The 22,149-nt window shown below is 36.8% G+C and carries 23 protein-coding genes and 1 tRNA gene; 20 read left to right on the top strand and 4 right to left on the bottom strand.

Translation table 11 applies throughout. The features are described from left to right. Positions 1 to 51: 51 nt before the first annotated feature. A complete protein-coding gene (locus tag DBR39_RS01540; RefSeq protein WP_124530549.1) occupies positions 52 to 1,641 on the top strand; it encodes an ABC-F family ATP-binding cassette domain-containing protein in 1,590 nt (529 codons plus the stop codon). 221 nt (positions 1,642 to 1,862) lie between these two features. On the opposite strand, the gene DBR39_RS01535 is transcribed toward DBR39_RS01540, so the two are convergent. From DBR39_RS01535 to DBR39_RS01520, 4 genes are all read right to left on the bottom strand, one after another. Continuing rightward, positions 1,863 to 2,381, bottom strand: coding sequence for a HEAT repeat domain-containing protein (locus tag DBR39_RS01535; protein ID WP_124530548.1), 519 nt, complete (start codon positions 2,379 to 2,381; stop codon positions 1,863 to 1,865). Positions 2,382 to 2,491: 110 nt separating this feature from the next. After that, positions 2,492 to 3,049, bottom strand: a complete 558-nt coding sequence (locus tag DBR39_RS01530) for an AAA family ATPase (RefSeq protein WP_124530547.1) — start codon at positions 3,047 to 3,049, stop codon at positions 2,492 to 2,494. 40 nt (positions 3,050 to 3,089) lie between these two features. Then, positions 3,090 to 4,016: an alpha/beta fold hydrolase gene (locus DBR39_RS01525; protein WP_124530546.1), complete on the bottom strand. Its 927-nt coding sequence runs from the start codon at positions 4,014 to 4,016 to the stop codon at positions 3,090 to 3,092. Between the two features lie 18 nt (positions 4,017 to 4,034). Then, a complete protein-coding gene (locus DBR39_RS01520) occupies positions 4,035 to 4,619 on the bottom strand; it encodes a hypothetical protein (RefSeq protein ID WP_124530545.1) in 585 nt (194 codons plus the stop codon). A gap of 182 nt (positions 4,620 to 4,801) precedes the next feature. On the opposite strand from DBR39_RS01520, the gene DBR39_RS01515 reads away from it, so the two are divergent. The 19 genes from DBR39_RS01515 to DBR39_RS01425 all read left to right on the top strand — a co-directional run bounded on the left by DBR39_RS01515 (position 4,802) and on the right by DBR39_RS01425 (position 22,106). After that, a complete protein-coding gene (locus DBR39_RS01515) occupies positions 4,802 to 6,088 on the top strand; it encodes an adenylosuccinate synthase (RefSeq protein WP_124530544.1) in 1,287 nt (428 codons plus the stop codon). Positions 6,089 to 6,492: 404 nt separating this feature from the next. Then, positions 6,493 to 7,335 carry an energy transducer TonB gene (locus DBR39_RS01510; RefSeq protein WP_124530543.1) on the top strand — a complete coding sequence of 281 codons (843 nt, stop codon included), beginning with the start codon at positions 6,493 to 6,495 and terminating at the stop codon, positions 7,333 to 7,335. A 164-nt stretch (positions 7,336 to 7,499) separates the two neighbouring features. Beyond that, positions 7,500 to 8,273 carry a ParA family protein gene (locus DBR39_RS01505; protein WP_124530542.1) on the top strand — a complete coding sequence of 258 codons (774 nt, stop codon included), beginning with the start codon at positions 7,500 to 7,502 and terminating at the stop codon, positions 8,271 to 8,273. 69 nt (positions 8,274 to 8,342) lie between these two features. Continuing rightward, entirely contained in the window at positions 8,343 to 9,233 is an 891-nt protein-coding gene (locus DBR39_RS01500; protein ID WP_105704329.1) for a ParB/RepB/Spo0J family partition protein, read from the top strand. Beyond that, positions 9,234 to 9,872 (top strand): DUF5683 domain-containing protein, encoded by a 639-nt coding sequence (locus DBR39_RS01495; RefSeq protein WP_103231731.1) that lies wholly within the window; start codon positions 9,234 to 9,236, stop codon positions 9,870 to 9,872. Positions 9,873 to 9,936: 64 nt separating this feature from the next. After that, positions 9,937 to 10,638, top strand: a complete 702-nt coding sequence (gene dapB, locus DBR39_RS01490) for a 4-hydroxy-tetrahydrodipicolinate reductase (RefSeq protein ID WP_109738788.1) — start codon at positions 9,937 to 9,939, stop codon at positions 10,636 to 10,638. 134 nt (positions 10,639 to 10,772) lie between these two features. Further along, the gene (lepB, locus tag DBR39_RS01485) at positions 10,773 to 12,416 is read left to right on the top strand and encodes a signal peptidase I (protein ID WP_124530541.1); all 1,644 of its coding nucleotides are present in this window, start codon (positions 10,773 to 10,775) and stop codon (positions 12,414 to 12,416) included. Between the two features lie 59 nt (positions 12,417 to 12,475). After that, positions 12,476 to 13,099: a WbqC family protein gene (locus tag DBR39_RS01480; protein ID WP_410494244.1), complete on the top strand. Its 624-nt coding sequence runs from the start codon at positions 12,476 to 12,478 to the stop codon at positions 13,097 to 13,099. 87 nt (positions 13,100 to 13,186) lie between these two features. Further along, positions 13,187 to 14,869, top strand: coding sequence for a S8 family serine peptidase (locus DBR39_RS01475; RefSeq protein ID WP_124530539.1), 1,683 nt, complete (start codon positions 13,187 to 13,189; stop codon positions 14,867 to 14,869). Between the two features lie 125 nt (positions 14,870 to 14,994). Continuing rightward, a complete protein-coding gene (locus DBR39_RS01470) occupies positions 14,995 to 15,486 on the top strand; it encodes a lipocalin family protein (protein ID WP_103231727.1) in 492 nt (163 codons plus the stop codon). Positions 15,487 to 15,512: 26 nt separating this feature from the next. Next, entirely contained in the window at positions 15,513 to 16,202 is a 690-nt protein-coding gene (locus DBR39_RS01465; RefSeq protein WP_124530538.1) for an OmpA family protein, read from the top strand. A gap of 107 nt (positions 16,203 to 16,309) precedes the next feature. After that, the gene (locus DBR39_RS01460) at positions 16,310 to 17,197 is read left to right on the top strand and encodes a decaprenyl-phosphate phosphoribosyltransferase (RefSeq protein WP_103231725.1); all 888 of its coding nucleotides are present in this window, start codon (positions 16,310 to 16,312) and stop codon (positions 17,195 to 17,197) included. Continuing rightward, positions 17,194 to 18,513, top strand: coding sequence for an FAD-binding oxidoreductase (locus DBR39_RS01455; RefSeq protein WP_124530537.1), 1,320 nt, complete (start codon positions 17,194 to 17,196; stop codon positions 18,511 to 18,513). Before DBR39_RS01460 ends, DBR39_RS01455 begins: the two co-directional genes overlap by 4 nt. Then, on the top strand, positions 18,513 to 19,238 hold the full coding sequence (locus DBR39_RS01450) for an SDR family NAD(P)-dependent oxidoreductase (RefSeq protein WP_124530536.1): 726 nt from the start codon (positions 18,513 to 18,515) through the stop codon (positions 19,236 to 19,238). The genes DBR39_RS01455 and DBR39_RS01450 overlap by 1 nt, the downstream gene beginning before the upstream one ends. A gap of 5 nt (positions 19,239 to 19,243) precedes the next feature. Continuing rightward, entirely contained in the window at positions 19,244 to 19,831 is a 588-nt protein-coding gene (locus DBR39_RS01445; RefSeq protein ID WP_124530535.1) for an HAD family hydrolase, read from the top strand. Between the two features lie 24 nt (positions 19,832 to 19,855). Then, positions 19,856 to 20,326, top strand: a complete 471-nt coding sequence (locus DBR39_RS01440) for a hypothetical protein (protein WP_124530534.1) — start codon at positions 19,856 to 19,858, stop codon at positions 20,324 to 20,326. A 2-nt stretch (positions 20,327 to 20,328) separates the two neighbouring features. Beyond that, positions 20,329 to 21,504: a cysteine desulfurase family protein gene (locus DBR39_RS01435; protein WP_124530533.1), complete on the top strand. Its 1,176-nt coding sequence runs from the start codon at positions 20,329 to 20,331 to the stop codon at positions 21,502 to 21,504. An 84-nt stretch (positions 21,505 to 21,588) separates the two neighbouring features. Beyond that, the gene (gene trxA, locus DBR39_RS01430) at positions 21,589 to 21,906 is read left to right on the top strand and encodes a thioredoxin (RefSeq protein ID WP_103231720.1); all 318 of its coding nucleotides are present in this window, start codon (positions 21,589 to 21,591) and stop codon (positions 21,904 to 21,906) included. Positions 21,907 to 22,032: 126 nt separating this feature from the next. Next, positions 22,033 to 22,106: transfer RNA gene (locus DBR39_RS01425), tRNA-Asp, on the top strand. Positions 22,107 to 22,149: the final 43 nt, after the last annotated feature.

The following is a 22,149-nucleotide window of genomic DNA, read 5'->3' as shown; positions in this document are numbered from 1 at the left end:
AAACGATAACCATAGTGTTATTGGTGTTTAACCATTATTAAGAAAGAAATCATGATTTTACTGCAAAATATGTCCTTTGGGTTTCCGGGAGGAAATCTTCTATTTAATCATATCAATTTAACAATACAATCTCACACCAAATCGGCTTTGGTGGGAAGCAATGGCATGGGAAAATCTACCTTGCTGAAAGTTATTGCGAACGAAATACAGCCTCTAATCGGAGATATGAACGTTAGTGGTGATATTTTTTATGTTCCTCAAATGTTTGGAAACTGTAATCATCTTACCATCGCCGAATGCCTGAAAATAGATCAAAAGTTGTACGCGCTCCAAAAAATCACCAACGGAGAGGTAGATGAAATTTATTTTGAAATTCTCAATGACGACTGGGACATTGAAGAACGATGTCAGCACGCATTGGAGCATTGGGGGCTTGACAATGTTGAATTAACCCAGAAACTGGATGGTTTGAGTGGCGGTCAGAAGACCAAGGTTTTTCTAGCCGGAACTCAGATCTGCCAGCCAGATATCATCATATTGGATGAACCGACCAATCATCTGGATCTTGAGGGAAGAAAGTTATTATACGATCTTATTGATAAAACAGATTCCACTGTTGTTATTGTAAGCCATGACAGAACTTTGCTCAATCTTGTTGATACCATATTTGAGTTAAGCAATCAGGGAATTGCAACCTATGGTGGAAACTATGATTTCTATGCAGAACAAAAGGAAGTGGAGGTGGAAGCCTTAAACAATGATATCCACGCGAAAGAACGGGCACTGAAAAAAGCAAAAGAGAAAGAAAGAGAGACTCTGGAACGCAAGCAGAAACTGGATGCAAAAGGAAAGCAGAAGCAAGAAAAATCCGGAGTAGCGAGAATTATGATGAATACTCTGCGGAATAATGCTGAAAAAAATACATCAAAGCTGAAAAGCGTTCATGCAGAAAGAATCAGTGGAATCTCCGGAGATTTGAGAGATCTCCGCTCTACAGTAAAGAATTCTGACCAGATGAAAGTGAATTTTAATGATTCCAGTCTGCATTCAGGAAAGATTCTGATTGCGGCTGAGCATATTAATTTCAGTTATGGAAAAGAAGAGCTTTGGAAAGAAAACCTCGATCTTGAGATCCGAAGCGGAGACAGAATCTTAATCAAAGGTTCAAACGGTTCAGGAAAGACCACTCTGATAAAGTTGCTGCTGGGAAATATTGAGCCTTCCGGAGGGAAAATAACCAGGGCAGCATTCAACAGTATGTATATCGATCAGGAATATTCTCTGATTGATAATGACTCAACCCTCTATGATTTTGCCCAGACTTTTAATGATAATGGATGGCAGGAGTCTGAAGTGAAAACATTATTGTCCAGATTTTTGTTTGGGAAAGATACCTGGGACAAGAAATGTGGTGCACTGAGTGGTGGAGAGCGTTTGCGGTTACTTCTCTGTGGGCTTTCAATCAGCAATAAAGCCCCCGACATGATTATTCTCGATGAACCAACAAATAATTTAGATCTTCAAAACGTAGAAATTCTCACCAATTCCATCAAAGATTATCACGGAACTTTACTGGTGATTTCCCACGATGAAATTTTTCTGGAAGAGATTGGAGTTGATCGGGAATTGATACTTGATTGATTATTATATTTCCCGCAGATGACTGTGTTAATATATTTAAATAGGTTCTCTTTGTCTTGTTCTCTTCGAGGATTGATTGTATTTAATGGGTAATATATTCAATAGGGGCGGGCTTCAGCCCGTCTTCAATATCAAAATAATTCCATTGGCTTTAGCCAAAACTTATCTAAAAAAAACCTGGAAATTGATTTCCAGGTTTCTATTTTCTATGAATTAAAATATTATTTCTTCGTTTTCTTAATCGCATCCAGGTATATCTTCTTGATACTGTTTTTCTCTTCTTTCTCGCTGATATCTTCAAGAACAGGAAGTAGAGTTACGTTATGCTTAGTCTTCAATTTCAAAATTTCACCCAGTGCAAATGCGGCACTCCAGCGCACTACAGTTCCTTCATGATTTGTATTGTCCAATAGGTTAGTAATAGCCTGATCCAGATTTTCAGGGAATAAATGAGCCGTGTTGCCTATCACTTTGGCACTTTCCCATTTTATTCTGGGTGCTTTTTCAGTAAGGGTTTTAGTGACAAAATAAAATACGGTTTCATCCGCAAGATTGGGATTTTGTTTGGTAGAATATTCCAATGCTTCTATACAGGTTGCTTTTACAGGATCTTTTGATTTTTCGGAAAAAGCGATAAGCTCATCTGTCGGTAGAGAAGTATCAATAATCCATTTGCTGATGATGTCAACCTTCTCTTTTGATTTTACAGTCTTGTCTTTAATAAGTTCTTCTAAGGTCATGGTGATTGATTTTTGTTCTTTTCAGTGTTCTAAAATAATAATTCCTTTTGAAAACACCAGCCATTGCGGGCAAAAGCAGAAAGTTTTCAACATGGTTCATGAAGCAATCTCTATTTCACCTGTAAGTTTCCCTGTTTTATTGTATCAAGAATAATATCTATTTTTTGATGGAGTTCATAATCGCCTGAGATTTCAATCAAAGGGGTGTTTATAGAAGACAGCCATTCAAGATGAGCCTTTAAAGTTCTGTTGGCAATGCCGGTATTGTGGTCATAATCATTAGCCCAATCCATAAACTCCTGGAATTTTTTGGATCTTTCCGGATCATTGATGATTTCATCTCCATATCTTTCCAATTCTCTGTTTCTCAATCTTTCCATTCTTATTTTAGGAGGAAGGTAGAGGAATATAATCAGATCGAATGCAGGAAATACATTGTTACCCCAATGAATGATTGAACCGCCAAAAATCCAGTTTTCAGCAGTATGAAGCTTATCAGAAACCATAGCATTCCTTATTTCTGGATGTTGTCTTTCTGTAAAAGGAATTTGGGTTTTAAGCCAGAAAAAATCATCACTGTCAAAATATTCAAGATTGAGTTTCTCAGACAATGCTTTTCCTAAAGTAGTCACCCCGGAACCGGAAGCTCCGAAAATATGTATTCTCATGGTTTTATTAATTTATGACTCTGTATGATCTGCGAGAGTTCTAATGTTTCAACATCCAATTATAGATTTCATTCAGTACTTCTTCCCGTATTTCCTCATTCAGAATCTCATGACGCATCTCCGGATAGATCTTTACCTCTACATTTTGAAAGCCGTCAGCTTTTAAATTATCAACTGTATGCATTACCCCTTTTCCAAAATCACCGATCGGATCATTCTGCCCGCTTACAAAAAGGAGAGGGAAAGATTGGGAAATAGAAGAAGCCCACTTTCTTGCCGTAGCTCTTTTATAAATGGTAAATAAAGTATAAAAAGCATTGTGGGTAAACGGAATTCCACACCATTCATCCTGCTCAAAAGCTTTTCTGTTTTTAGGATTTATACTGAGCCAGCTGGTATCACTGAAATCTTTATCTTTTTTAAAATGTTTGTTATTGACATTTGTAAAAACAGAATTCAGGAAAGTACGGTGACGAGGAGCAATGGCATTGGTTAATGATAAATACGCTCTTAACAAATCTATTCCCGGTAAAGGGCCGCCAGTTCCTGTAATGATAGCTCCTGCAAACTTACTGCTTGCCTTTTGAAGAAGACAGCGCGTAATAAAAGATCCCATAGAATGTCCTAAAATAAAATGAGGAACTTCCGGATACTGCTCTGCAAGATGATCAGCCATCATTTCTGCATCTGCCACAAGTCTTTCGTCCGGTTTTTCAAGCTGGAAGAAACCGATATCCTTTTTCTCTTTTACAGATTTTCCATGTCCCAAATGATCATACGTCAATACAGCAATCCCATGAGCTGCAAAATATTCTGCAATTTCTGCATATCTTCCGCTGTGCTCCTGCATGCCGTGAACCATTAACAAGGTAGCTTTTGCCGTTTCCGGCGAAAACAGAGTGTAGTAAAGTTGGGATTCTCTGTTTACTTTTGATGGGAGGTATGATGATGTTTTGGGTATTGGCATGATAAATTGGGTTTTGTATTATTTTATCTCAATGTCAGGAAGTTTGAAATTTCCAACAATTTCAATTAATTGAGAAGAGTTTGCTTTTAAATTATTAAAGAAATCAGCCATATTTTTCTCGTATCCTCTTTCACTTACTGCAAAAAGAAGAACTCCTTTATTTTTGCTATTATTAATAAGTTTATAACGGTAAATATTTCTTTCTGCAATCAGTATTTCCTTGCCATCCTTTGAGTTTTCACTAATAAGAAAATCCAAAATATATTCTCCATTATTTTCAAGAACCTGATAATTGACAACAGGGTTAGTTTTTTTTGCTTCCTGAAGTTCTCCTATTTTTTGATCAATAATATCTTTAAGAGTGAAATTACCTTTTACAAACTCAATTAAAACCATACTGTTGTATTGGTTGATGTTTTCTTTTGGATTTAAATATTCCTGCTTGAAATAGTTTTCATTGGGATGAGAGCTCCAGGCTAAATTATATTCCTTTTGATTCAAATTAATAGGTCCGGGTACATTTAGATAATCATTTACTTTATTTTGTGCTTTTATATAAAATAGAGGAACCATTAAAAGTAGAATCAGAATTTTAAATTTCATTTCGAATAATTTTTAGAGTAAATATAATCCATTTTATATAGGTGTGAAAGTAAAAATACCAGGAATAAAGTCATATTCAACCTCATGATTTTCACCCCAACCCCAAAATAAAATCCCCCTCAAATTTGCCCACCCAATTTTTTAAAAGTAATTTTGCACGAATCTAAAAACAAAAGTAAAATATGTCAACTTATGTAGTTGTAGGTCTTCAGTACGGAGATGAAGGCAAAGGAAAAATCACGGATGTTTTATCGGCTAAATCGGACTATGTAGTACGTTTCCAGGGTGGAGACAACGCTGGTCACACGGTTTATGTGGGTGAAGAAAAATTCGTTTTGCACCTTCTTCCTTCAGGAGTTCTTCAATGCAAAGGGAAATGTATCATTGCGAACGGAGTAGTGGTAAACCCTAAGTCTTTTATTAGAGAAGTTGGTCAGATCGAGAGCAAAGGCTTGAGAACAGATCATATCTTTATCAGCAGAAGAGCGCATGTTATCATGCCTTACCACATCCTTTTGGATACTTACCGTGAAGAGGAACACGGAGGCACTCAGATCGGAACTACCAAAAAAGGAATCGGACCTTGTTATGAAGATAAAATTGCAAGAGTTGGAATCAGAATGGTAGACCTTTTAAATCCTGAGATTTTAAGAGACAAAATCGAGAAAAACTTAAAAGTTAAGAATTCTCTTTTTGAAAAATATTACGGAAAGCCAACGTTAGACGTTGAAGAAATCTACAACGAATATTTAGCAATCGGAAAACAGCTTCAGGACAGAATCGTTGATACTGAATTAGAGCTGAACGAAGCGATCAGAGACGGTAAAAACGTTTTATTCGAAGGAGCACAGGCTTTAATGCTTGATATTGACTTTGGAACTTATCCATACGTAACTTCATCTTCTCCATCTACAGGAGGAGTTTGTTCAGGAGCTGGTGTTCCACCAACTTCACTTCAGAACTTAATCGGAGTAGCAAAAGCATATTGTACAAGAGTAGGAAACGGACCTTTCCCATCTGAATTAGATAACGAGCTGGGTGAGAAAATCAGACAGATCGGTGGTGAATTCGGAGCGACTACAGGAAGACCAAGAAGAACAGGTTGGTTAGACCTTGTTTCTTTAAAGCATGCTTGTATGATCAACGGGATCAACAACCTTGTGATCACTAAGCTTGACGTTCTTACAGGAATTGAAAACCTTAAAATCGTTACTCATTACAAAACTGAAGATGGAAAAATTATTGATTATTTCACTTCATCTACAGAAAAACTATACAACTACGAGTCTATCTACCAGGAGTTACCAGGTTGGAACGAAGATATTACAAAAGCAAGAAGCTATGATGAACTTCCTGACAATGCTCAGAAATACATCGAGTTTATTGAGAAATACTTAGGAATCAATGTATACTTAGTTTCTGTAGGTCCTGAAAGAAGTCAGAACATCATCAGAAAAGAATTATTCTAGTATTCTTAGATTATAAATAATAGAGAGATCATCATTTGATGGTCTCTTTTTTTTGTTTAAAAATTAATGAGACTTAATAAAATAATTTTTAGTTTCGTTTACCTGGTTTATCAATCCTTGTCAAGGTTTTAAACCTTGACAAGGATCATTTAAGTATATCTACTAAGCTCCTGTTCTGCTATTTGTCTATTTTATTCTTATTTATTTTCATGAAAAATATTACCGTTTTCTTATATATATTTTCTGTTTGGAAATGTTAAAATTTAAACATTATCATAAAATTTTCTAATATTATGTTGTTTTGATAAAATTTTGGCAGATGTTTTGTTATTGAAACAATGCTTATCGATAAGAACTAATCAAACTAATAATCAAAATTTTTAACAGTTTAAATAGTAGTAGTGATGAAACAACATAATCAAAACCAGGAATTTCGTTTTAACGAGGTTCTCTTTGAGCACCGCAATAAAGAATATGGTGCCTATGCGTTAAGAAACGAATCAGATAGAATATTAACCAAAGCCCTTTTTATAGGCGCAAGTTTAATGGCTGCAGTATCCATTACACCGTTTGTAATTTCTGCATTGAAACCTGTAGAAGCCCCTACAGGAACCATATATGATCTTCCGCATGTAATTGAGATTCAGGATGTAGAAAAGCCGAAAGACCAGCCAGTACAAATTGTAAAACCAACGCCGCCGGCGCCTGCTGTAAAAGCATATGATGACAGATTACCAGAGCCTAAGGCAATTGTCACCAATGAAAAGCAAGTTGAGGATAAAACGAATGCAGTAGCAAGCACACAAACATCGGAAGGTAAAGAAATAACAAATACGACCTATATTCCGATTGTTCCACGTGTTATTGGAGGTGATGGTCCACCTACTGTAAAGGTTGATCCGGTCGTTGAAAAAACAGATCCTACAATCATTGATAGAGATCCTAGTGTAGAAGCTAGTTTTGCAGGAGGAATAGACTCCTTCAGAAATAAAGTAATGAACAACTTTGATGGTTCAGGATTTGAATCAGAAGATGTAGTAAAAACGACAGTTACCTTTATTGTAGAAATGGACGGAACAATTTCAGGGGTAAAAGCTAATGGAACCAACGTCGACTTTAATAGTGAGGCCATGAGAACAATCAAAAACATCTCAAGCAAAGGAAAATGGATTCCTGCCAAAAACAAAAAAGGAGAATTCGTAAGAAGTTATTTCAAATTTCCAATCTCAATGAAGTTTGATAATTAATACGGAAAAACAAATTTAAAATAGTTATCCACAAAGATTTTTTTTTGTGGATAATTTTTTTTATCGTTAAATTGCTTATTAACAATATTTTAACTCAATTTTGATTTTCTCCACTCACCGAGAGCAAAGAAAAAAGTGTATTTTTGAAACTTAAAGTTCTAATAATGGCAAAAATCATAGGTATTGCTAATCAAAAAGGAGGTGTTGGTAAAACAACTACCGCCGTAAATTTGGCAGCAGCATTAGGAGTATTGGAGAAAAAAATATTGATCATTGATGCTGATCCTCAGGCGAATGCTACATCCGGTCTGGGGGTGGAAGATGTTCAGTATTCTACATATAATCTACTGGAGCACAGTGCAGATACAAGAATTTGTATCAAAAGAACTGCCACTCCGAACCTTGATATTATTCCGTCACACATCGATTTGGTCGCTGCGGAAATTGAGTTGGTAGATAAAGAGGACCGTGAATATATGCTGAAAAAAGCACTGGCCAGCGTAAGAGACGATTATGACTATATCATTATCGACTGTGCGCCGAGTTTAGGTCTTATTACCGTAAATGCTCTTACTGCAGCAGATTCTGTAATCATTCCGATCCAGTGTGAGTACTTTGCATTAGAAGGACTTGGGAAACTTTTGAACACCGTGAAAAATGTTCAGAAGATCCACAATAAAGACCTGGGAATAGAAGGTCTTCTTTTAACGATGTACGACAGCCGTTTAAGACTGTCAAACCAGGTAGTGGAAGAAGTAAACCTGCATTTCCCGGAAATGGTTTTTGAAACCATTATCAGCAGAAACGTAAGGTTGAGTGAAGCACCAAGTTTTGGAGAAAGTATCCTGAATTATGATGCCGAAAGTAAAGGAGCTGTTCAGTATATTCAGTTAGCTGAAGAAGTTCTTTTGAGAAATGAAAACTTAATAAAGAACTAAATTAATAATAAATGGCCAATAAGTGAATGCTAGCCATCACTTATCAAACATCATTTATCAATTATATCTATGAAGGACAAAAAAAGAGCTATGGGACGCGGCTTGGGCGCCATTTTAAGTGCAGAATCTAAAGCAACTGTCAATTCAGCTACTGATGAAGGAGCAGATAAGTTTGTAGGAAACATTGTAGAAGTTGCGCTTGAAGATATCTATCCGAACCCGACGCAGCCGAGAACTTATTTTGATGAAAAAGCATTAAACGAACTCGCGCAGTCGATCAAAAACCTGGGAGTAATCCAGCCGATTACCCTGAGAAAAGACGGAGAAAGATTTGAAATCATTTCCGGGGAAAGACGTTACAGAGCAACGAAAATTGCCGGGTTTACGACTATTCCTGCCTATATCCGTTTAGTAAATGATCAGGAGCTTCTTGAGATGGCTCTTGTTGAAAACATCCAGAGAGAAGATCTTGATGCCATCGAAATTGCTTTGACTTATCATAGACTTTTGGAAGAGATCGGTCTTACTCAGGAAAACCTGAGCCAGAGAGTAGGAAAGGACAGAAGTACCATCACCAACTCCATCAGATTGTTAAGACTGAACCCGGATATTCAGAATGCCATCAGAAGTGGTGAGATTTCTGCAGGACACGGTAGAGCTATTATCAGTCTTGAAAGTGAAGAAGATCAGCAGGTTTTATTTGGTCTTATCATCAAAGAGAAATTAAATGTTCGTCAGTCAGAGCAGGCAGCTGCCGCATTGAAGAACCCAAAGTCTCCCGCTGCAAAAAAAGCCAACGTGGAGCTTTCCAATAACTATAAAAAAGCCCAGAAGACCATCGCAGATATCCTGGATATTAAAGTGGAGATCAAAACTTCTGGAAATGGTAAAAAAGGTAAAATTGTTCTGGACTTCAAAAACGAAGAAGAGTTGGAATATATTCTATCCCATATTAAATAAATGAAGAAAATATTTTTCACATTTTTCTTGTGTATTGCTGTACTGGCTTACTCACAAGTAAAGCCTATTGATACCGTTCGGATGCAGACTCTTCCGAAAGAAGAACCTCGTGTGGTAAAGCCAGGCAAAACAGAAGCAAAGATCATTGAAGATCTTGAAAAAGCAAATGGTCCGACAGTAAAAACCATAAAACTGAATCCTACCAGAGCAGGATTGTATTCTGCCGTTTTTCCAGGATTGGGACAGTTTTATAATAAAAAATACTGGAAGATTCCCATTGTTTGGGGAGCAGTAGGGGCGGGAGTTGGTATTGCAGTCTGGAATGACAATCAATATCGAAAATACCGCGAATATTATATAGCAAAACTGAACGGGACACCTAATGAGTTTGTAGACAGTCACCCGTTTTTAGATAAAAAAGCTTTGGGGAATGCTCAGGACAGGGCCAAAAGACAAAGGGATTATGCGATTGCTATTACAGGGCTGATCTATATCCTGAATATTGTAGATGCAGTAGTAGATGCACATCTTTATGAAAGCCGTCATGACCCGGATCTGGTTTTTAAACCATCAGTTATTCAGGATCAATATGGGTACAGCGCTCCAAAAACAGGCTTCAGTTTAAGTTACAGATTTTAAAATACAATATACCTGCAGAAAGATCTTGGGATTGAATGCAGTAGTACAAAAATAAAAAGATCATATGAAAATAGCATTAGTTGGTTACGGTAAAATGGGTAAGATCATTGATGAGATCGCTCAGAAGAGAGGTCATGAAGTAGTTGCCCGTCTGAAGGAAACCCCAACTGCTGAAAATCTTAATAATCCGGATGTTGTGATTGAATTCTCATTACCGGAAGTGGCATTTGAAAACATAAAAGCTTGTCTTGAAAATAAAATTCCGGTGATCTGCGGAACGACAGGCTGGCTGGATCAAAAAGCTGAAATAGAAAAACTGGCTGTAGAAAATGGTACAGCTTTCCTATATGGTTCCAACTTTAGTTTAGGAGTCAATTTATTTTTTGCTTTAAACGAAAAATTGGCTGGTCTGATGAAAAATGTAGATGAATACTCTTGCCAGTTGGAAGAAATTCACCACATCCATAAAAAAGATGCTCCAAGTGGAACGGCTATCTCCATCGCGGAAGGAATTATCCAAAACAACCCGAAATTCGATGCCTGGAAGCTGGAAGAAACAGAAGGCAAGCAACTGGGAATATTTGCGGTACGTGAAGATGAAGTACCGGGAACACACAGCGTGTATTATAGAAGCGAAGTAGACGAAATCGAAATCAAGCATACCGCTTTCAACAGAAACGGATTTGCACTGGGTGCTGTAGTAGCCGCAGAATGGATTAAAGATAAAAAAGGAAACTTCGCAATGAAAGACGTTTTGGGGCTTTAATTTGTAACAAATTCTGTAAATTGCAGACAAATAAACAGAAAATGATGAATAGTGAATTGTAAATAGCGGATGGCTGTTATCATTTATTACTCATCATTTTATCATTTATATCATAAGAATAGGCACAAAAATTTATGAATTATTTTTTAACTTATACAGTATATGTCCTCATATTATCCGTATTAATGGGGATTTCATCTTGGAAACTGTTCAAGAAAATGGGTTATAGCCCTTTATTTGCTTTTATCCCTTTCTATAACTATTTCATCATTCTGAAAGAAACAAAACATCCGAAATGGTGGGCAATCCTATCTTATCTTCCGATTGTAGGGCCAATCATGATGTCTGTTTTCCACCTTTACTTAGTGAAAAAGTTTGGAAAGACGCTTTTCAAAGATCAGATTCTTACCGTGATTCTGCCGTTTATTTATATGGCGGTAATCAACTATTCTAAAGATGTAGAGTTAGAAGATGAAAACGCAAACGACCTGTTTCTTACAGACGAAGAGAAAAATGACAAAAAGAAAGATACATTCGTGGGTTCTATTACCTTTGCAGTAGTATTTGCAACGATCATCCACGTTTTTGTAACACAGCCTTTCGGGATTCCTACAGGATCTATGGAAAGAACATTATTGGTGGGAGACTTCCTTTTTGTAAACAAATGGAGCTATGGATACAGACTTCCGATGCGTCCGGTAGCAATACCTTTCCTTCAGGGAACGATTATGGATACAGGACAAAAAGGGAATCCTAAAGATGATCCGAAATCTTACGTAGATGGAGTGAAACTTCCTTATACAAGAATCTTACAATTCGATAAGCCACAGAAAAATGATGTCGTAGTTTTCAACTATCCTCGAGATTCTGTGCATACAGCAATTGACAGAAAAGATCCTTATGTAAAAAGATGTGTAGCTACAGCAGGTGATACTTTTGAAATGAGAGCCGGAAGACTTTTCGTTAACGGAAAGCCCGAAACTGTTTTAGGAGATCAGGAAGTACAGCACAGATATATTGTAACAACAGGAAGTCAGTTGGATATTCCTTCATTATACAATACTTACGGATTTTTACCGGTTCAGGAATTACAGACTGAAAAAGGATACCTTTACGCTTTTCAGGGGCTAACGGATAAAACGGCTAAAGAAATTAAAGGAATGTCTCAGGTTCTGGATATGAAAGAAGAGGTATCTCCAAAAGGAGAAGCCGCAGTATATTACAGAGACGAAGCTAAAACTAAAATTGATACGACACAATCTATTTTCCCAATCAACAAGCCTTGGAATCAGGATTGGTATGGTCCGGTAAGAATTCCTAAAAAAGGAGATGTGGTAACAGTTAATCAGGAAACACTTCCTATGTACCAATGGATCATTTCTGAATACGAGCACAACAGCTTAGAGAAAAAGAACGGAAAGATCTTGATCAACGGAAAAGAAACCAGCCAATATACGATTCAACAGGATTATTATATGATGATAGGAGACAACAGAGATGCGTCTTTAGATGCAAGATTCTTTGGTTTCGTTCCTGAAGAAAATATTGTAGGAAAACCTATGTTTACATGGATGAGCCTTCAGGGTGCTTTCTCAGATAGCAGTTCTACTTACCAGGCGCCATTTAAAATTCGTTGGGACAGAATGTTCAAGGCAACCAATACAGGGGAAGCTAATAAAACCTCTTACTGGTGGGTTGCAGCGATGATCCTGATCTTGTTCTTCGGATGGGAGTATTTCGTAAAACTGTTCGGAAAGAAAAAAACTGAAGACAACTAATAAAAAAATTAAACTTAAAATAGAATGAAGTATTTGAAAAAATACTTCATTTTTGCATTATGAATATGAAGAATGTATTATTGCCGGCATTTTATATGCCCCCGATTTCATGGTTTTCAGTGTTTGTGAACCCTGAGAATAATATTGTATTTGAACAGTTTGAAAGCTTTCCAAAACAGACCTATAGAAGCAGAACCAATATATATGGAGCTAACGGAAAATTATCATTAATCATTCCCATCGCTCATAACGGAAAAAGAGAATTTAAAGACATTGAAATCTCTTACCGTGAAGACTGGAGAGCTCTTCATTGGAAATCGATCAAAACAGCCTATCAAAGTTCTCCTTATTTCGAATATTATGAAGATAAGCTCAGAAAAATATTTGACCTTAATGAAAAGTTTCTTCTTGATTTTAACCTTAAAGGGATAGAAGTTATCCAACAGATACTAAAAACAGAAAAGGCACAGTCTTTGAATGAAGAGTATATCAAAAACCCTGAAGAAATCAATTTCAGAGAAAAGTTTTCGGCAAAGGTTCCTTCAGAATTCCAAATGGAAGAATATTACCAGACGTTTTCGGATAAATTCGGGTTTTTGGAAGACTTGTCGATTCTTGACCTTATTTGTAATAAAGGCCCCGAATCACTTATGTATTTAAAAAATATAAAACAATCATATTAGCATACAATCACTATTCAGGAAATTTTCAGCATACGGCAGATGAAGGTGGTGATTGACATATTGCTTTAAAAAATTAAATATCAACATATGAAAAAGGTATTATTAGCTGCAGTTTTTTTAGCAGGTTTTAGTTTCTCTTTTGCACAGGAATCTAAAGCTAAAAGTATTGATCCTAGCGAAGACAAAGATCTGATGACATGGTATCATAAAGATTTTGCGACTTCAAAAGTATATGGTGTAAATACGGCAAATGCTTATAAATATTTAGAATCTAAAGGACTGAAGCCTAAAACCGTGGTCGTTGGAGTTTTAGACAGTGGAGTACAGGTAGATCACCCCGGATTGGTAAAAAACCTATGGTCAAACCCTAATGAAATTCCTGGCAACGGTAAAGATGACGATGGAAACGGATATATCGATGATGTACACGGATGGAACTTCATAGGAGGCAAAAACGGTGATATTGATATCGATAATATGGAGGTGACAAGAGTCGTTGCCAAATACAAACCTATTTTCGAAGGAGATGATTCTGCAAAGAATAAAGCCAACCAGGCTAAGATGAAGGAGGAGTTTGATATGTATATGAAGGCCAAAGAGATGTTCAATAAGAAAAGTATCGAGGCAAAACAAAATTTTCAGACGTATTCTATGCTGAACGAGCTGATTCCCAATATGGTAAAATTATTAGGAGGTAAGCCTGTAACTGGTGAAACCATTTCAGCAATTAAAGCGCCTACAGATCAGAAAGATGCTATCGCATTGGATTTCTTGGGTCAGATTTCCCAAAGTCCGGAATTCAAAGGAAAATCATCTGCTGAGTTTGAGAAAAAGATGAAAGAGGAGATGAAGGAGGCTATAGATCATTTTGCTCCGGCAGCAAAACAATATGACCTTTCGTATGATCCGAGAAAAGAAATAGTAGGAGATAACTACGATGACTATTCTGAAAAAATCTACGGGAACAATCATTATGAAGGGGCAGATGCAGAACACGGAACTCACGTAGCAGGAATTATTGCAGGACTTCCACAAGGGAAAGAAGTTCAGTACGGGGTTGCTTCCAAAGTGGCTAAAATCATGTCTGTAAGAACAGTTCCGAATGGAGATGAAAGAGATAAAGACGTTGCCAATGCAATCAGATACGCGGTAGATAACGGTGCGAAAGTTTTAAATATGAGCTTCGGGAAACCTGTTTCTCCTGGTAAGAATGTAGTTTGGGATGCTTTTAAATATGCCGAAGATAAAGGCGTTCTTTTAGTAAAAGCTGCAGGTAACGAAAATGAAGATGTAGCAGAACATTTGGCCTATCCTACCAACTTTAAAAATGTTACGGATGAAAAACCATTTGTAAGCAACGTTCTTGTGGTAGGAGCAAGCACCAATAAAAACAGTGCTTTGAGAGCCGATTTTTCTAACTTCAATAAAAAAATGGTCAATGTTTTCGCTCCGGGAGAAGAAATCTATTCTACCGTTCCGAAAAACGAATATAAATATCTTCAGGGAACTTCTATGGCATCACCAGTAGTAGCCGGAGGAGCTGCTGTTTTATTAGCGTATATGCCAGATCTGAAACCTTATCAGATCATTGAAGCTCTTGTGAAAAGCAGCAATCCGAGTACAGCAAACGGATTTGCAGATGAGTCTCAGGCAGGTGGAGTTATAGACCTGAAAAAAGCGGCAGAATATGCTTATACCAATTTTTACAAAGGAAAGCCGGCAGGCACTGCTAAGCCTTCGAAATCCGTAAAAAAGGCTGTTAAAAAATAATTTATCTCCCTGTGTTTAAGGAGAAGTCATAAAAAGTCCGAATTTTTTTCGGACTTTTTATTTTTTATTTTAAATTTTGGCACGGTTTTTTGTAACTTTATAGTAACAAAATAATAAACAACAAAATGAAAAAGTTACTACTTGCAGGGATGTTGGGAACATCACTTTTTGCAGTGTCGTGTTCCTCTGTTAACAAAGCAGCTACATCTCAAAATCAAAGAGCTGATTTCCTTAAAATGAAAGGAGATTGGCAGATTGTGAGCATAGATTACGAAAAAGGGTATAAAATCAAACCTTTTGACGAAGGTGCAGATGCACAGTGCTTCGTAGGAAGCCACTGGAGATTGATTCCTAACAACTGGACAGGAGCGTATACTTTGAACGGAGGCGGAGATTGCCCGGCAATTACACAGCCTATCAAGTTTGAAATAAAAGACGGTAACACATTTATGTTTAAAAAAATTGCAGGAGGTACAAAAGCAAAACAAAATACTGTAGGATATAGCCTTACTCTGATTAATCAGACAACAGATCAGTTTTCACTTCAGCAAGATGTTCCTTTTGAAGGAGGTAATGTAAAAGTAGTTTACAACTTCCAGAGAGCAGGAATGAAATAATATATCAACATAAAAGATCAAAAAAAATGAAATTTACAAAAACATACGTAGGAGCCCTTTTCTTGTCATCAGCATTATTATTGACAAGTTGTGAGGCGGTTCAGAATTCAAATCACCAACAAAGAGGTACAGCTGTAGGAGTTGCTTCAGGAGCTGTTCTTGGAGGGATCTTAGGAAACAATGTAGGAAGAGGAGGAAACGGAGCTATTGGTGCTGTATTAGGAGGTATTATCGGTGGTGTTGCAGGTAACGTTATCGGTAACAAAATGGATAAGCAGGCTAGAGATATTAAAGAAACTTTACCAGGAGCACAGGTAGAAAGAGTAGGTGACGGTATTAAAGTGACTATGAATGAAAGTATTGTAAACTTTGCTTTCGATTCTTCAAACCTTACTTCCGTTGCTCAGACTAACCTGGACAAATTAGCTACAGTATTGGTAAACAACGCAGATACCAATATCAATATCTACGGGTATACAGACAGCGTAGGTAAAGATGCTTACAATATGGCGCTTTCTCAAAGAAGAGCAGATGCTGTAAAAGCTTACTTAGTAGGAAAAGGAATTGCATCTAGCAGAATGTTCTCAAAAGGAGAAGGTAAAAATATGCCGGTTGCGAGCAATGATACTGATGAAGGAAGAGCTAAAAACAGAAGAGTTGAGTTTGCCATTACTGCAAATGAAAAAATGATTAATGATGCCAAACAAGGGCAATAGTTAATTTAATATATAAATATTTTCGTAAAAGACCGCCCCGGCGGTTTTTTTTGTATTTTTATGCTATAAATTTTGAATTTATTATTTTTGTACTTGAAATAACATAAATGAAGAAATATTTAAAGCTGCTCCGTGTGGAGCAATGGGTGAAAAACCTTTTTGTATTTGTCCCTCTATTCTTTTCTGGTAATATTACCAACATAGATCTGCTTCTCAAGAGCATTTTCGCATTTGTTATCTTTTCGCTTGCGGCAAGTGTTGTGTATATTCTGAATGATTACAATGATATAGAAGCAGACAGAAAACACCCTGAAAAAAGAAGAAGACCGTTGGCGAGTGGAGCTATTTCAAAATCAAAAGCTATAGGAATTCTTTTGGGGCTTGTCATTGCAGATATTGCTCTTGTATTTTTTACAAAGATCTATTTTCATGAGCTGCTTTGGAAGTTTGCAACCATCATAGGATTTTATGTGGTGATGAATCTTGCCTATACTTTCAGACTCAAGCATGTCCCAATCATTGATATTTTCATTATTGCCATAGGATTTGTACTGCGTGTACTGGCTGGAGGGTATATTACCGGAATCAGTATTTCACAATGGGCAATCCTGTTAACTTTCGTATTGGCATTAGTACTGGCTATCGGGAAAAGAAGAGGAGAACTTATCAATGCACAGGTTTCAGGAAAAACAAGACGGGCACTGGATGGGTATAACGTTCAGTTTGCAGATATTGCATTATCTATTTCTATTACATTGGCTATTGTGTGTTATCTGATGTTTACCCTGTCACCGGAAGTTCAGGAAAGATTCCATGAAAGGGTCTTCTATACGGTGATTTTCGTAGTCTTTGCCTTGTTGAGGTATCTTCAGCAGACATTGGTTTACAACAGAACGGAATCTCCCACAAAAATTGTGTACAGAGACCGATACATACAGGTTACCCTATTACTTTGGGTAGCTGCATTTTTAATTCAAATTTATTTTAAGAAATGAAGCCTAATTTCACACAGAAAGTTACAAACTGGGGAAATTTCCCGGTAGTGGAGAAAGAAATGAGATCTGAGGACAGTTTCAAAAAAATAAAAGAATTTGTACTCAATCACAACGAAATTATTGCAAGAGGGAACGGAAGATGCTATGGAGATGCTTCGTTGGGAGAATCTATATTTTCAACAAAAAAATTAAATAAATTCATCAATTTTGACCGTTTAAACGGAGTGATAGAATGTGAATCCGGGGTGCTGCTTTCAGATGTTCTGGAAATAGCAGTTCCACAGGGATACTTTCTGTATGTTACCCCCGGTACAAAATTTATATCAGTAGGAGGTGCTATCGCTTCTGATGTTCATGGAAAAAATCATCACGCAGAAGGTTGTTTTTCAGAATATGTGATTGAATTTAAGCTCATGACTGAGAAAGGAGAGATTATTACCTGTTCCAGAGAAGAAAATATGGAGAAGTTCTGGGCTACTATCGGTGGTATGGGACTTACAGGAATCATTCTTACAGCAAAATTTAAGCTTAAAAATATAGAATCCGCATACATTCGTCAGGAAAGCATTAAAGCGGAAAACCTGGATGAAATCTTTAAACTGTTTGAAGAAAGTGAAAGCTGGACCTACACGGTTGCCTGGATCGATTGTCTTCAGAAAGGAAAAGATATCGGAAGAAGTATTCTGATGAGAGGAGAGCATGCTTTTCAACATGAGCTTCCCCAGAATTTTGCAAAGACTCCTTTAAGATTAAAGAAAAAATTACAGCCTACCGTTCCTTTTTATTTTCCGGGATTTGTATTGAATGCACTTACCGTGAAAATTTTCAACTGGCTGTACTATAAAAAACAATCTAAAAAAGAAGTGAAAAACTTCATTGATTACGAAACGTTTTTCTATCCTCTGGATGCCATTAATGACTGGAATAAGATCTATGGGAAATCCGGTTTTATACAATATCAGATGGTAATTCCTAAAGAAGCAGGAAAAGAAGGGATGAAAAGAATCCTGGAAACGATCGCCAATAGTGGAAACGGATCATTCTTAGCTGTTTTAAAACTCTTTGGAAAGGACAACCCCCAGGCGTATAATTCATTTCCTGTAGAAGGGTATACACTGGCCCTGGATTTTAAGGTCAATTCAAAACTGAAAAAACTGGTAGATCAGCTTGATAGTATTGTTCAGGAATTCGGAGGGAGAATTTATCTTACCAAAGACAGCATGAGCAGATCATCATTGACCAATTATCTGAAAAATATTCAAAATCCTAAATTTGTGTCTTTACAGCACAAAAGAATCATAAACAACAATTCATAATGATAGTTCTGGGAAGCACATCTGAAGTGGCACAGGCTTTTGTGGAAAAAGCACTTCAGGAAGGAGAAAAATTTGAAAAGATCTATCTTTTTACCTCAAATAAAGAAACTACAGAACGATTTGCAAGGCATATTGATGTGAAGTTTCTGCAGCAGGCGGAAGTCATCGAACTTGACCTGACAAAAGAAATAGATTATAATAGATTTGATAATATCAACTCAAATGTATTATTTTGTGCCGTAGGATATTTGGGAGAAGGAACAGAAGAAGGGTTGTATGATAACAGAAATACAGAACGTATCATAGATATCAATTACTCAAAACTGGTTCCGGTGATGAATTATTTTGCCCATAAATTTGAAAACAGAAGATCAGGAACAATTATCGGACTTTCTTCAGTGGCAGGGGACAGGGGAAGACAGAGTAATTTCATCTACGGAAGTGCAAAAGCTGCTTTTACAGCTTATTTGAGTGGCTTGAGAAACTATCTTTTTGATAAAAAAGTACATGTTCTTACGATAAAACCAGGGTTTATGGCGACTAAGATGACAGAAGGTCTGCCTTTAAATCCAAAACTGGCAGCAACACCGAAACAAGCAGCTGCCTGTATTTATAAAGCCTTCAAAAAGGAGAAAAATGTGGCATATGTTTTGCCGGTTTGGAGTATTATCATGATGATTATCAGGAATATCCCTGAGTTTATATTCAAAAAATTAAAGCTTTAAGAAAAATGAAAAAATTGTATTGTTTTGATTTTGACGGAACCCTGACGTATAAAGATACCATGTTTATGTATCTTAAATTCTACGATTCTACAAAATACCGGATACAATTTTTAAGACACGTACCGCTCTTTATTCTGTTGAAGCTGAAACTCGCTGAAACGGAAAAAGTGAAAAAAAGCTTTATCGGTTCTATTTTGAAAGGACAGACTCAGGAAAAGATCGAATTGAAGTCTAAACAATTTTTTGAGCAGCATTATCCTAAAATTGTGAGGGAAAATGCATTAGACTTTATAAAAAATATCGATAGGAATAATATACAGAGTTTATTGGTAACCGCTTCATTGGATATCTGGGTAAAACCTTTTGCCGAAGAACTGAAAATGGAGCTTGTTTCTACGCGGGCAGAGTTTAAGAACGGAGTTTTCACAGGAAATTTTGTGGGAAAAAACTGCAACGGAAAAGAAAAACTGGTACGAATTAAAGAAGAAATCAACGATTCTAAGTACGATAAAATTATTGCTTTTGGGGATACTTCAGGAGATCGTCCAATGTTGAAGTGGGCAAATGAGGGACATTACCAATTTTTTCATTAATTTTGGGAGATAAAATTGTAGAAAATGAAAAGCTTGTTAATTGCATCTGCACTCACTTTTATGAGTTGTGCAAGCACATCATCTCAGAAATCCCCTGATATGCAGAAAAATACAGAACTTATTGTTTCCCAGTCACAGGGAGGCACAGAAAAGGCAGGCTTTAGAATCATTAAAGAAGAAAAAGATTTTCGCAATACAATCAAAGGAAGTTTTGGCGTTATAGGGACAGGAGATGATGGATCTTATGTCAAGTACCCGCAATTTCCTAAAGATAAGAAGGTTGTTCTCTACAATTTAGGTAGTTTCAGATCAGGAAGCCACAGCATCTCAGAAATCAAAGGGATCTCCGTGAAAAATAACATTCTCTATGTAGAAGTTCCGGCGGGAGAACCTTCCGGCGGAATGGAAATTCAGGTGCTTTCCAACCCATGGTTTATTTTCACTGTTCCTGCAGACTACCAATTTACCTCCGTAGAATTAAAATATTCAAAATAATAATGGATAAAATATATTTAGATAATGCCGCAACCACACCGCTTGCAGAAGAAGTTATAGATGCAATGGTTGGCACTATGAAGATGAATTTCGGAAACCCATCTTCAACGCACAGCTTTGGCCAGGAAGCAAAAATCCTTATTGAAAATGTGAGAAGACAGGTTGCAGACTATCTTCATGTAAGTCCTGCAGAAATCATTTTCACTTCCTGTGGAACAGAATCCAACAATATGATTATCAAATCCTCGGTAGAACACCTTGGTGTAGAAAGAATCATAAGCTCTCCTCTGGAACATAAATGTGTTTCTGAAAGCATTCTGGATATGAAAAGCAGAAAAGGGGTAGAAGTAAACTATATCCGCCCTAATGAGAAAGGGGATATTGACCTGAATAAATTAGAGGAGCTGTTAAAAGCTTCAGATAAAAAAACATTGGTAAGCTTAATGCATGCCAATAATGAAATCGGAAATATCGTTGATATTAAAAAAATTGCAGCAATATGCAAAGCAAATAATGCTCTTTACCATTCCGATACAGTTAAGACAATGGCTCACATGAAATTTGATTTTTCAGATATTCTTGTAGATTTTGCTTCTTGCAGTGCTCATAAATTCCATGGTCCAAAAGGAGTAGGCTTTGCTTTTATTAGAAAAGCTACTGGCTTGAAAGGAATTATTACAGGTGGACCTCAGGAAAGAAGCCTGAGAGCCGGAACCGAAAATGTTGCCGGTATCGTAGGATTAGGTAAGGCTTTAGAGCTTTGCATCAACAATATGGAGGCTTATGCTGGTCATATCAGAGAAATTAAAGAATACGCTATCGAAAAATTATCTGCAGAGGTTCCCAACATTAAATTTAATGGAAGAAGTGGAGAAATGGATAATAGTGTTGACAGTGTTTTAAGTGCATTGCTTCCCTACAAAAATCCTTTGATCGGACTTCAGCTGGATATGAAAGGAATTGCAATTTCTCAAGGAAGTGCATGTTCTTCCGGTGCATCTAAACCTTCAATGGTTATGATGATGGTTCTTTCTGAAGATGAAATGGATCACTGTACTCCATTACGTATTTCTTTCAGCCATATGACTACAAAGGCAGAAATTGACGCATTGGCGAAGGCTCTAAAGGAAATTTCAAGCGATTACACTATAGAAAAAACTAATGTTGAGCATAGATAGTCTTATGCTCTAAAAATCGTAATTTTGAACATCCAATAGAGGATAAAAAAGAAAAATAATATTAATTAAAATAAAAGAAACAAAATGGCTTTAGAAATTACAGACAGCTCATTTCAGGATATGGTTTTAAAATCAGATAAACCAGTATTAGTAGACTTCTGGGCAGTATGGTGTGGACCATGCAGAACTTTAGGACCAATCATCGAAGAAGTAGCTTCAGATTTTGAAGGGAAAGCAGTAGTTGGGAAAGTGGATGTAGACAACAACCAGGAAATCTCTATGCAGTATGGGATCAGAAATATTCCTACAGTTCTTATTTTTAAGAACGGAGAAGTAGTAGACAAATTAGTAGGTGTGGCTCCAAAAGAGGTAATCGCTGAAAAATTAAGCGCTCACTTATAAAAAATAAAGTTTGATAATGAATGCCTTCCATGATTGGGAGGCATTTTTTTTGAAAATAATTTGCAGGTACCGAAAAAAGGTGTAATTTTGCAACCACGAAAAAGAAAGGAAGTTCTTTACAAATTAGATCCGGTAGTTCAGTTGGTTAGAATGCCGCCCTGTCACGGCGGAGGTCGCGGGTTCGAGTCCCGTCCGGATCGCAAAAGTTTTCAATTTACTTTTAAAAAAAATTGATCCGGTAGT

The sequence above is a fragment of the Chryseobacterium sp. KBW03 genome (genome assembly GCF_003852415.1).
GTDB classification, from domain to species: Bacteria; Bacteroidota; Bacteroidia; order Flavobacteriales; family Weeksellaceae; genus Chryseobacterium; species Chryseobacterium viscerum.
The sequence above is the reverse complement of the archived record's forward strand: the minus strand, read 5'-3'. Positions and strand labels throughout refer to the sequence as shown.

What these genes read in the sequence shown, in the direction of transcription:
- DBR39_RS01540 (WP_124530549.1), top strand. Translation starts at nt 52, where the DNA reads ATGATTTTACTGCAAAATATGTCCTTTGGGTTTCCGGGAGGAAATCTT.
- DBR39_RS01535 (WP_124530548.1), bottom strand. Translation starts at nt 2,381, where the DNA reads ATGACCTTAGAAGAACTTATTAAAGACAAGACTGTAAAATCAAAAGAG.
- DBR39_RS01530 (WP_124530547.1), bottom strand. Translation starts at nt 3,049, where the DNA reads ATGAGAATACATATTTTCGGAGCTTCCGGTTCCGGGGTGACTACTTTA.
- DBR39_RS01525 (WP_124530546.1), bottom strand. Translation starts at nt 4,016, where the DNA reads ATGCCAATACCCAAAACATCATCATACCTCCCATCAAAAGTAAACAGA.
- DBR39_RS01520 (WP_124530545.1), bottom strand. Translation starts at nt 4,619, where the DNA reads ATGAAATTTAAAATTCTGATTCTACTTTTAATGGTTCCTCTATTTTAT.
- DBR39_RS01515 (WP_124530544.1), top strand. Translation starts at nt 4,802, where the DNA reads ATGTCAACTTATGTAGTTGTAGGTCTTCAGTACGGAGATGAAGGCAAA.
- DBR39_RS01510 (WP_124530543.1), top strand. Translation starts at nt 6,493, where the DNA reads ATGAAACAACATAATCAAAACCAGGAATTTCGTTTTAACGAGGTTCTC.
- DBR39_RS01505 (WP_124530542.1), top strand. Translation starts at nt 7,500, where the DNA reads ATGGCAAAAATCATAGGTATTGCTAATCAAAAAGGAGGTGTTGGTAAA.
- DBR39_RS01500 (WP_105704329.1), top strand. Translation starts at nt 8,343, where the DNA reads ATGAAGGACAAAAAAAGAGCTATGGGACGCGGCTTGGGCGCCATTTTA.
- DBR39_RS01495 (WP_103231731.1), top strand. Translation starts at nt 9,234, where the DNA reads ATGAAGAAAATATTTTTCACATTTTTCTTGTGTATTGCTGTACTGGCT.
- dapB (WP_109738788.1), top strand. Translation starts at nt 9,937, where the DNA reads ATGAAAATAGCATTAGTTGGTTACGGTAAAATGGGTAAGATCATTGAT.
- lepB (WP_124530541.1), top strand. Translation starts at nt 10,773, where the DNA reads ATGAATTATTTTTTAACTTATACAGTATATGTCCTCATATTATCCGTA.
- DBR39_RS01480 (WP_410494244.1), top strand. Translation starts at nt 12,476, where the DNA reads ATGAATATGAAGAATGTATTATTGCCGGCATTTTATATGCCCCCGATT.
- DBR39_RS01475 (WP_124530539.1), top strand. Translation starts at nt 13,187, where the DNA reads ATGAAAAAGGTATTATTAGCTGCAGTTTTTTTAGCAGGTTTTAGTTTC.
- DBR39_RS01470 (WP_103231727.1), top strand. Translation starts at nt 14,995, where the DNA reads ATGAAAAAGTTACTACTTGCAGGGATGTTGGGAACATCACTTTTTGCA.
- DBR39_RS01465 (WP_124530538.1), top strand. Translation starts at nt 15,513, where the DNA reads ATGAAATTTACAAAAACATACGTAGGAGCCCTTTTCTTGTCATCAGCA.
- DBR39_RS01460 (WP_103231725.1), top strand. Translation starts at nt 16,310, where the DNA reads ATGAAGAAATATTTAAAGCTGCTCCGTGTGGAGCAATGGGTGAAAAAC.
- DBR39_RS01455 (WP_124530537.1), top strand. Translation starts at nt 17,194, where the DNA reads ATGAAGCCTAATTTCACACAGAAAGTTACAAACTGGGGAAATTTCCCG.
- DBR39_RS01450 (WP_124530536.1), top strand. Translation starts at nt 18,513, where the DNA reads ATGATAGTTCTGGGAAGCACATCTGAAGTGGCACAGGCTTTTGTGGAA.
- DBR39_RS01445 (WP_124530535.1), top strand. Translation starts at nt 19,244, where the DNA reads ATGAAAAAATTGTATTGTTTTGATTTTGACGGAACCCTGACGTATAAA.
- DBR39_RS01440 (WP_124530534.1), top strand. Translation starts at nt 19,856, where the DNA reads ATGAAAAGCTTGTTAATTGCATCTGCACTCACTTTTATGAGTTGTGCA.
- DBR39_RS01435 (WP_124530533.1), top strand. Translation starts at nt 20,329, where the DNA reads ATGGATAAAATATATTTAGATAATGCCGCAACCACACCGCTTGCAGAA.
- trxA (WP_103231720.1), top strand. Translation starts at nt 21,589, where the DNA reads ATGGCTTTAGAAATTACAGACAGCTCATTTCAGGATATGGTTTTAAAA.